We start from the raw sequence: 9,793 nt of genomic DNA on the forward strand, positions 1-9,793 counted from the left end.
CCCTCGGGTAGGGCGCCAGCTGACTGCAACGGTGCGAGCCTCAGCTCACGCCTCGAATCACGACCTTGCCGAAGTGCCGCCCGGCCTTGAGATGCTCATACGCGAGCTGCGCCTCTTCGAAGGCGAACTCACGATCGATGACGGGCCGGATCTGCGCGGATTCCATGAAGCGCAGCAGATCTTCCAACATGACGCGGCTGCCGACCATGAAGCCGCTCAGCCGGATATAGTTTCTGAGCAGAGCGACCGGCTCGATCGGAGTACCGCCGAAGCCCGCGAGTCCGCCGATGATCGAAACCGTGCCGCCCATGCGGGTTGCGGCCAACGACCGAGTCAGTGTGCCGGCGCCGCCGACCTCGACGGTCAGATCGACGCCGCGTCCATCGGTGAGACGTCGCGCTTCCTCCTGCCACTCGGGCTGCTTGCGATAGTTGATCGTCGCATCGGCGCCCAGGGCGCGAGCGCGTTCCAATTTCTCATCGCTCGACGAAGTGATAATGGCGCGCAATCCCGCAGCTTTCGCCAATTGCAGAGCGATGATGGAAACGCCGCCCGTGCCCTGTAACAGAATGGTCGAGCCCGGCTTGAGTGCGCCGTCGACGAACAGTGCGTTCCATGCAGTCGTTCCAGCGCACGACAACGTCGCCGCTTCGGCGTAGCTGAGATTCGCAGGAATGCGAACCAGCGTGTCTTCGTGCGCAATGAACGATTCTGCGAGCACACCGTCGATGTGAACTCCGAACGAGCCGGTGGTCTTGACGGGATCCGGCGCGCCGTCGATCCAGCCGGAGAAATAACTGTGGATGACGCGATCCCCCGGCTTGAAGCGCGCGACGCGAGCGCCGACTGCGATCACTTCGCCCGCGCCATCGCCGAGGGGCACCAGCGGCTCATCCTTCAAGTTGATGTAGTCGCCCCGGGCGAACATCAGATCCCGGTAATTGAGCGAAGCCGCGTGGGTCTTGATGAGCACTTCATGCGGAGCGGGCACGGGCGTCGGAATGTCCGTGACTCGCAAATTCGAGATGCCGGCGCCGGGGCGCAGTCGATAGGCCTTCATGGAGATTTTCCTTCGGGAGAGCGACGTAGCTGTCGTGAGTTGCTACGATATCGGAGCCGATTTGTCCCCATTGTGGATAAATGGTCCCGAGATTGGTGCCTAGGTAGCGCCAATGGGTCGCCGAGGAGATTAGCCGTGAACGAGCGCTTGAATGGCGTGGGTGTGTTCGTCGCCGTCGTGGAAGCGGGCAGTTTCGCCGTGGCTGCTCAGCGCCTCGCGGTCACACGCTCGGCAGTCGCCAAAACAATCGCGAAACTGGAGCAGCGTCTGAAGGTGCGTCTGTTCAATCGAACCACTCGCAAACAAAGCCTCACCGACAACGGGCATGCGTACTACGAGCGCTGCGTTCGGGCGCTGGCCGAGCTGGAAGCTGCGGAGGAATGTATCGAAAGCGGGCGCAGGGAGCCTGCCGGCAAGTTACGGGTGACGATGCCGGTATTGTTCGGGCGACGGTGTGTCGCGCCGATTCTGCTGGCGCTGAGCGAGCGCTATCCGGAACTGCAGCTCGAGATGAGTTTCAACGATCGTGTCGTCGACCTGGTGGAGGAGGGATTCGATCTCGCCATTCGTGTCGGGGCGCTGCCTGACAGCTCGCAATTGGTCGCGCGTCGACTGGGAATGCAACGCATGGGCATTTGCGCCGCGCCGGCTTATCTCGATCGTCATGGCCGTCCCTCCAGTCCGAGTAAGTTGGACGGTCATCTTCGCCTCGCCTATCTCTCGGCTGGTCGTGCGAGCGCCTGGCGCGTGCATGACGAGGACGGCGGCGTGGTCCTGCCCCAGGTGAAAACGCGTCTCGGCTTCGATGACCTGCAGGCAATCGCGGACGCGGCCATCGCGGGCGCCGGGCTCGCTTGGTTGCCGTGCTGGATGATGGCGCCGGAATTGAAAGCCGGGCGACTGGAGCTGGTAGTCAGTGGCGACCGCGTGCCGGGCACGGAGATTCACGCACTCTGGCCGCGCATGACGCATCTACCGATGAAAGTGCGTGTAGCAGTGGACGCGCTGGTGAGCGAGATTCCCGACATGCTGAGCCAGTAGGACCCGACTTTTCATAGCGCGCAGTGTGCGCGACTGGAGGTGCCCCATGACCACCGGAATGCTCGTTCGATTGGATGCTCAAGCCGGCAAGGAACGCGAAGTGGAGCAATTCTTGAAATCGGCGTTGCCGCTCGTGGAGGAGGAGATCGGCACTCGATCCTGGTTCGCCGTGCGCTTCGGTCGGGGCGAGTACGGCATCTTCGATACGTTCCTCGATGACGACGCACTGGAAGAACATCTGCACGGCCCGGTAGCAACGGCCTTGCAGCAGAGCAACGAGCTATTCGACAGCCCGCCCCGGATGCAGAAGGTCGAGGTGCTGGCGGACAAAATGCCGGTGAACCCGATGCCGCCCGATACCAAGGGCTTGCTGGTCACCTTCAAGGCAAAAGCCGGTCACGAAATCGAGGTGGAGCAGTTCCTGCGTGAAGCGCGGCCCCGGGTCATGGAAGAGCCGAACACGACGGCGTGGTTCGCAATCCGCACCGAACAGGGCGAGTACGGCATCTTCGACGTGTTCCCGGACAACGGTGCGCGCTTCATACATCTCATGGGTCCCGTGCCGCGCGAGCTGGCGAAACATTCCATGGCGATGCTCGGCTCGGTGCCCGAGCTGCACCTGGTGAGCGTGCAGGCGGAGAAGCTAGGGGTTTGACGGTCAGTCCGCGCGAACCACCACATCATCGAAGCCTGCTTCGATGACGGTTCCGCCATTGCTCTGACTATCGCAGGCTTCGAAGCGCAGCGTGATCGTCTGGCCCGCGAATCTCGACAGATTGACGGACGGCGAGCGCCACACTGCGCCCACATTGCTCGACGCAGCCGTCTTCGTGAACACCGTCACCGGCACTGCGTCCGATCCAACCACGCGCACACGGAAATAATCGGCGCTGGTCGCGGTGTCGATGTGGGCCAGGAAATATTTGAAGGTCAGTGTGATCGTGCGCCCGGAAGGCAAGGCGATGGCTGGCGATTGCATCGATGTCAGGCCGTTGTCGATGTCGTACACGCCAGCGTTCACGCTCGCCAGGAGCCCGGTGATCATGCAATTCGCCGAGCCGCCGGAACAGTTGTCCGGCTGCAGGATGACGCCGTTCTGCGTGGTCGGCTGCGGATTGCCCCGTTGCCACAAACCAGCCGTCGCGGTGTCCACACCGGGTGTGCGAATCCAACCACCCGCCGATTCAAAGGTGTCCTCGAACAATGCCGACTGTCCGCCACTGCGAAGCGTCGCGGTATAGGTCGTATCGTCGGTTGGCGTCGTGATCTCGTGAGTCTGCGCGCCACCGTCGGACCAGGATGCGAACTGATAAGTCACGCCAGCCGAGACTTGCGGACTGATCGCACCGATCGTGCGAATGATGCCTTCGACGCCGGTGAATGTGTGCGGCGCCGTCACTGGCACGCCTTCGAGCGTCAACTGCGCATTGGGAATGTTGCTGGTGAGCGTGACGACTGAAGTGCGCGGAAGGATATCGACGGACGTCGTGTTGCTGAGCCCCTCGGAATCGCGCACCGTCAGGATCAGACGATAGAAAACGTTGGCCGACGTCTCGCCGCGATCGGCAATCGTGAACGATCCGCCCGCGATGCCGCTGGTTTCGGGCATGTGCGGATGAGTGTGATCGTCGTGATGAAAGTCCACGCGCCAGGTGAATGCGGAGGCCGGCAGGGCGCCGTCTTCCGGATCGGTCGCGGAGCCCGAGAACGCAAATGTTTGACCGCCACGATACAACGTGCCCGCCACCGGCGATGAGATCGTGGCGCTCGGTACGCCATTTGAGAGCACAGTGAGCGTGGCGGCATTGCTGGTGACCGATCCGAATGGGTTGGTGACGGTCACAGAGATCTGCGCGCCGTTGTCGGCGGCCGTCGTGGTTTGAATCGTGTACGAGGATTGAGTCGCCCCCGGGATCGGTGCGCCATTGCGCAGCCACTGATATTCCAACGGCTGCTCGCCAGCAGCGGAAACCGCAAACGTCGCTGGCTGGCCAGCGGACACCGATACACTCACCGGCTGTTCGGAGATCGACGGCGCCGAGTTGGCGGCGTACTGCACTCGATACAGTTCACCGCCGTTGCCCCGTGCCAGATAGTAGAGCGAGCCGTCGGGGCCAGTGTCGATATCGACCAGGGCAGCGATGTCGCTGGCGAACGCGGTCGCGGCAGTGTAGCCCGGCGGAGCGAGCGTGCGGATGAAGCCGGTGCAGTAGTCGCCGAAGAAATATCGGCCGGCATATCCCGCCGGAAAGGTCGAAGTGGTCGGCCGATAGAACGTAGCGCCGACGATCGCGCAATTCGTGCCTGCATTCGCATAAACGTAAGCGGGATAGCGCACGCCGGCTACACCGCCGGGGGCGAACCCTTCGGTTTGCGGCCAGCCGAAGTTCGCGCCGGCGCTGGCGTGATTCACTTCTTCCCACGCATCCTGGCCGACATCGTTCACATGAATCCGACCGTTCGAGGGATCGACTGCGAACGTGTAAGGATTGCGCAAGCCGCGCGCCCAGATGGCTTGATTCACACCGGTCGTCTGGCCGAGAAAAGGATTGTCTTCGGGAATCGAGCCATCCGGATTGATTCGCAGCAACTTGCCATGCGTGGTCTCCAGGCTCTGCGCGTTGGCGGAGTTCGAGTTGTCGCCAGTGGCGATGTACAACTTGCCGTCCGCGCCGAAAGCCAGTGCACCGCCGTTATGGATGTATGCCGTGCTGAGCGGCGACAGCTCGATCAACTGAAGTGCGCTACTCGCATCCGCAACGTCTGGGTTGCTGGCGCTAGCAGTGAAGCGGACCACCCGATTGACGCGCGGTGGCGCCGTAGGGCTCGTGTAGTACAGATAAACATACGGTGTGGTTGCGAAGTTGGGATCCAGCGCGACACCTAGCAAGCCACGCTCGCCCAAGGTGTTCGTGCTCAACGTGACGAACGGTTGGCTGAGCAGCACCCCATCGCGGATGACTCGCAACGCGCCGGTCTGCTGAGTGACGAAGATGCGGCCGTCCGGAGCGACGGCCATCGACGTCGGAGTGGCGATGCCGCTCGCGACGCGGGTTTCGGTAAAGCCGGCGGGCAGAGTCGCTGCATGAGTGACTGCTGTGAGCGACAGGCTGGCGATGAAGCCGAGAGCCACGCGCCGAAGCACGCGACGCGTTCTTTGAATCCCCATGTGTCCTCCGCTGACGGCATCCGTGCGACGCCTCGTTATTCGATGCGCAAACTAGGAGGCGAGGCATGCGCCAACAATCAGTACAAGCCACGGCGCGCAAGGAACTTTGCTGACAAGAATTCGTTTCATAGGAGTGTTGTCAGCAACGTGCGTGATAGCGGGTGCCACGGCGTCGAAGCGACCAGATCGAGCATGGTGGCTGCTTGTTTCGTTGGCACTGTGTTCGGCATGCTCGTCGAATCCCCGAGTCCAAGCGCCTGAGCAGGCTGCGCCGATCGTCGCAAGGCAGCGAGTGCTGTCCGAGGACGAGAGCGATCCGCTGCTGAAATCGGCGCTCGAGGAATATCAGGACGACGCGGCAGTTCGCGAGTTGGTGGCAGCAGTGCGCCAGTACTCGTCCATGCCGTTGACCAGCGGCAATCGGGTCGGCGCGCTCATCGACGGTCCGCAAACGTACGCCGCCATCGAAGCGGATCTGAAGGCGGCTCGACACCACATCCATCTCGAGACGTTCATCTTCGGCGCCGACGAAATCGGCCGGCGCTTCGGCGAGCTGCTGGCGCAAAAGCGCAAGGAAGGCGTCGAAGTCCGCGTGCTCTACGACAGTATCGGCAGCATGGACACGCCGAAAGATTTCTTCGAGCAGCTGCGGCAGCAAGGCATCGAAGTGCGCGAGTTCCGGCCGATGAATCCTGTGAAGAACCCGCGCATCTGGGACATTCATAACCGCGACCATCGCAAGATCATCGTGATCGATGGCAAGGTCGGGTTCACCGGCGGCATCAATATCGACAGCACGTATTCCAGCCCGTCCTCTAGTCGCCCCGGGCCGAAGCGCGGCATCGACGATGGCTGGCGCGATACGCACATGCGCATTCAAGGCCCGGCGGTGAAACAGCTGCAGACACTGTTTCTACAGTCCTGGGCCGAAGCGGGTGAGCCGCTGCCGGCAAAACAGGGCGATCGGTATCTGCCGGCCGTCCCATCCCCCGGGAACACGTTGATCACGATCGTCGGCAATGACAGCGAGTCGGATGACCGTTCGTTGTACGGAACGTATCTGGCGGCGTTCAAACAATCCAGCCGCCGGCTGTGGATTACTCACGCCTACTTCGCGCCCAATCCGGAGCTGTTGGATGCGCTGGTGGACGCCGCACGGCGCGGCGTCGATGTCCGGCTCATCGTGCCGGCGTTCACCGACTCGCGGATCGTGCTGAATGCCACGCAATCGACGTTCACGCCATTGCTGAACGCGGGGGTGAAAATCTACGAGCTCAAGGACGCGCTGCTCCACGCAAAGAGCGTGGTGATCGACGGCTCGGTCTCCATCGTCGGTTCTGCCAACCTCGACATGCGCAGCTTCCTGCACAACGACGAAGTCAATGCCATCGTCATCGATCGCGACTTCGGCCAGCGCATGGAAGAAGTGTTCAAGCGGGACGAGCGCGCCTCGCGACCGGTCACGCTCGAACGCTGGCAGAAGCGGTCGCTCTGGCAGCGGTTCAAGGAGTTCGGCGTGAAGCTGTTCGGCTATTGGATCTAGGGGCCTCGCCACGCGCGCATGAACTCCGCGCGTTGAGTCGTCTCGTCATCGTGGTAGCGGGAGGAGAAGTGAAAAGGCTGGGCCTCCTTGACCGAGGCGAGTCGCGCGATCGTTCCCGCTTGCGTGGTCGTGAGATGTGACTTGCCGGCCGCCAGCTCCCGATCCGCTTCCAGGAATACCGCTTCAATGAACAGCAAATCGGCATTGGCGACGAACGGAATGACACGGTCCCGATTCTCCGGCGTCCAACCGGTGTCGGTCACGTAGCACACCTTCTGGCCAGGAACGAATTTCAGTACGTCGCGCTTCAATTCGCCGAGCGGGAATGTTTTCTCGCGCGAGCCCTCGCGCGTACGCCATCGGACATTGATTGGAGTGTGGTCCGGCGCGCCAGCTCTCGCCAGCTTCTTCAGCTCGGTCAGCCAGGGGCCGGTAGGCAGGCCGCGACTCTCCAGCCGATTCTTCCATACATTGATGTGCGTGGCTTCTTCGAAGCAGAAGGCGAGCGACTGGATGTCGTGATGTTCGAGCGCAACGGTGCGGACCAGGAACGCTTCGTCCCGCAGTAGCACGCCATCTTCGCTCACCGGATCGGGCAGCGCCTCCCGAGCGAACTTGTCTCTGCTCCGAAAGCGCGCGCAGGCGACGCTGCCATCGGCGTGCACTTCATGGACCTCGATGATGAAGTCGACGGAGTAGTTCTGCACCAGATTCCAGGTATACGCCGCGAGCTTGTGCTCCACCTGGGCAATGAAATGCTCGGGGCCGTACAGCCGCACGCCGGTATCGCGTCCCAGGCACACTCGCAGCAGATGATCGAAGCCGGCGAAGTGATCCATGTGAGTGTGGCTTACGAATACGTCGCTGACTCGCAGGAGCACGCGCGTCGACAACGACTGCACATCGCCAATATCGAACAACAGCGCGCGACGCTGAAACTTCAGGTCGATGCACACCCCGGGATCGCCCCAGACCCCGTTGACCAGCCTGGCGTGGTAGATCGGCCGCATGCTCGCGCAACGCGGCCCCGCAGGCGAAGTTCCTGTGCGAGCTTCGCTGGCTTACGTGGGGCTCTCGCTGGGACTTGCGCCGGGCACTTCGTTGAGCGCCTTGCCTTCGGTGCGGGGCTTGCTGAATGGAGTGGGGCGCGAGGGCGTCTGTGCGGTATTCCGTAGCAACATGCCGATTCCGGCCTCATACCCGCCGCCGGCGATCTCGAGGGCGAAACGTTCGGCGTCGCGCTCTCGAATCGAGGCGAGAATGTCGGCAATCTCCGAGTCGCTGACTTCGAGCAGGCGCAATGCTGCGCCTCCGGCCTGCAGCGCCGACTCGAATGTTTCCCTGATCTGATAGTCGACGCCGGCGCCCACGAGCTGACGCGCATGCTCGCGATCGAAGGCGCGTACCAACAGCTGGGCTTGTGGAAACTCGGAGCGCACCAGCTCGACGATGCGATCGGCGGTCTTGCGGTTCTCGACGCAGACGGCGATCTGGCGCGCCTTGCCGGCGCCGGAGGCGCGCAACACGTCGAGGCGGGTGCCATCGCCGTAGTACACAGTGAAGCCGAATTGCTGGGCAGCGCGGATCATCTCGACATCCGCATCGATGATGCTCACGTCGACGCCCCGCGCGAGCAGCGCTTGACTGACAACCTGGCCGAAGCGGCCGAAGCCGATCATGAGCACGCTGCCTTCGAGCCCGTCCGCGATGGGAATGCCGTCCATCGATTGGCTCGCGGGCTCGATGAAACGCCGGACCACGATGACCATCAGCGGCGTCAGCACCATCGAGAGCACGACGATCGCGGTCATGTTGGCGTTGACGGTGTCGTCGATGATGCCGACGGCAGCAGCGGCGCCGTACAGGACAAACGCGAACTCACCGCCTTGTGCCATCAGCACCGCGCGATCCAGAGCTTCTGGATGCGAGCTGCGAGTCACGCGCGCGACGATATAGATGCACAGCGCTTTGGTGGCCATCATTGCCGGCACGGCGGCCGCGATCAGCGCCCAATTGTCCGCGACCACTTTCAAGTCGAGGCTCATGCCCACAGCCAGGAAGAACAGGCCCAAGAGCAAACCGCGGAACGGCTCGACATCCGCTTCGAGTTGATGACGGAAGGTCGATTCGGACAACAGCACGCCGGCGATGAATGCGCCCATTGCCATCGAAAGGCCGCCCATCTCCATCAACAGCGCCGAACCGAGCACGACGAGCAAGGCTGCTGCCGACATCACTTCCCGCGTGCGCGCGAGCGCCAGAATGCTGAAGAGCGGATTGAGCAGCCACACGCCTGCGGCGATCAGACCGGCGAGGGAACCGATGCCGGTCAGCATGGAAATCCACTGCGGCGTATCCGATTCGGTCGCTGCGGCCGGCGAGAGGAAGCTCACCAGCGCCAGCAGCGGGACGATCAACAGATCTTCGAACAACAACACCGACACCATCTTCTGCCCGTGAGGCAGCGCGATGTCGCCGCGCTCGGCGAGCAGTTGCATGACGATGGCCGTCGAGGTGAGCACGAAGCCGGCGCCGCCGATAAAGGCAACCACCGGCGAGAAGCCGAACGCCATGCCGACGCCGGTGAGCCCGAGCGTGCAAGCGGCAATCTGCAGAGCGCCGAGACCGAAAATCTGCCGTCGCAGGTGCCACAGGTGCGAAGGCCGCATCTCCAGGCCGATGATGAAAAGGAACATCACGACGCCGAGCTCGGCGAATCGCAGGATGGCGTGCGGATCGGAGAACAGGCCGAGCCCGAAAGGACCGATCAACAGGCCGGCGGCGAGGTAGCCCAGCACCGAGCCGAGGCCCAGCCGTCTGAACAAGGGAACCGCGATGACCGCGGCGCCCAGCAACGCGACGGCGTTGACCAACATGCTTGAATCGTGTTCCGGGGCCATGAGCGACTCGAATGGGGAAAAGGGCGGATGATAGGCGCGGACAGGCGGGGACGGAACAGCATGAAGGGTTCCGCGCCGGC

General features: G+C 62.7%; 7 protein-coding genes. 3 read left to right on the forward strand and 4 right to left on the reverse strand.

The genetic code is table 11. The annotated features are described in order from the left end of the window. Window positions 1–40: 40 nt before the first annotated feature. Complete coding sequence (locus tag EK373_RS19370; RefSeq protein ID WP_129645350.1) at window positions 41–1,060, reverse strand: zinc-dependent alcohol dehydrogenase family protein; 1,020 nt, start codon at window positions 1,058–1,060, stop codon at window positions 41–43. Between the two features lie 135 nt (window positions 1,061–1,195). On the opposite strand from EK373_RS19370, the gene EK373_RS19375 reads away from it, so the two are divergent. Beyond that, window positions 1,196–2,101: a LysR substrate-binding domain-containing protein gene (locus EK373_RS19375; RefSeq protein WP_129645351.1), complete on the forward strand. Its 906-nt coding sequence runs from the start codon at window positions 1,196–1,198 to the stop codon at window positions 2,099–2,101. A 46-nt stretch (window positions 2,102–2,147) separates the two neighbouring features. Next, a complete protein-coding gene (locus tag EK373_RS19380; protein ID WP_129645352.1) occupies window positions 2,148–2,756 on the forward strand; it encodes a putative quinol monooxygenase in 609 nt (202 codons plus the stop codon). Window positions 2,757–2,759: 3 nt separating this feature from the next. Here EK373_RS19380 and EK373_RS19385 read toward each other — a convergent pair whose 3' ends face one another. Continuing rightward, window positions 2,760–5,270: a PQQ-dependent sugar dehydrogenase gene (locus EK373_RS19385; RefSeq protein WP_129645353.1), complete on the reverse strand. Its 2,511-nt coding sequence runs from the start codon at window positions 5,268–5,270 to the stop codon at window positions 2,760–2,762. Window positions 5,271–5,562: 292 nt separating this feature from the next. Here EK373_RS19385 and cls point away from each other — a divergent pair, with 292 nt between their 5' ends. Further along, on the forward strand, window positions 5,563–6,813 hold the full coding sequence (gene cls / locus EK373_RS19390; RefSeq protein ID WP_129645354.1) for a cardiolipin synthase: 1,251 nt from the start codon (window positions 5,563–5,565) through the stop codon (window positions 6,811–6,813). On the opposite strand, the gene EK373_RS19395 is transcribed toward cls, so the two are convergent. Together EK373_RS19395 and EK373_RS19400 are read right to left on the reverse strand one after the other, a co-directional pair. Continuing rightward, window positions 6,810–7,823: a ribonuclease Z gene (locus EK373_RS19395; protein WP_129645355.1), complete on the reverse strand. Its 1,014-nt coding sequence runs from the start codon at window positions 7,821–7,823 to the stop codon at window positions 6,810–6,812. The genes cls and EK373_RS19395 overlap by 4 nt on opposite strands. A gap of 51 nt (window positions 7,824–7,874) precedes the next feature. Further along, entirely contained in the window at window positions 7,875–9,713 is a 1,839-nt protein-coding gene (locus EK373_RS19400; RefSeq protein WP_129645356.1) for a monovalent cation:proton antiporter-2 (CPA2) family protein, read from the reverse strand. Window positions 9,714–9,793: the final 80 nt, after the last annotated feature.

Source organism: Peristeroidobacter agariperforans, assembly GCF_004138335.1.
GTDB lineage: Bacteria > Pseudomonadota > Gammaproteobacteria > Steroidobacterales > Steroidobacteraceae > Steroidobacter > Steroidobacter agariperforans.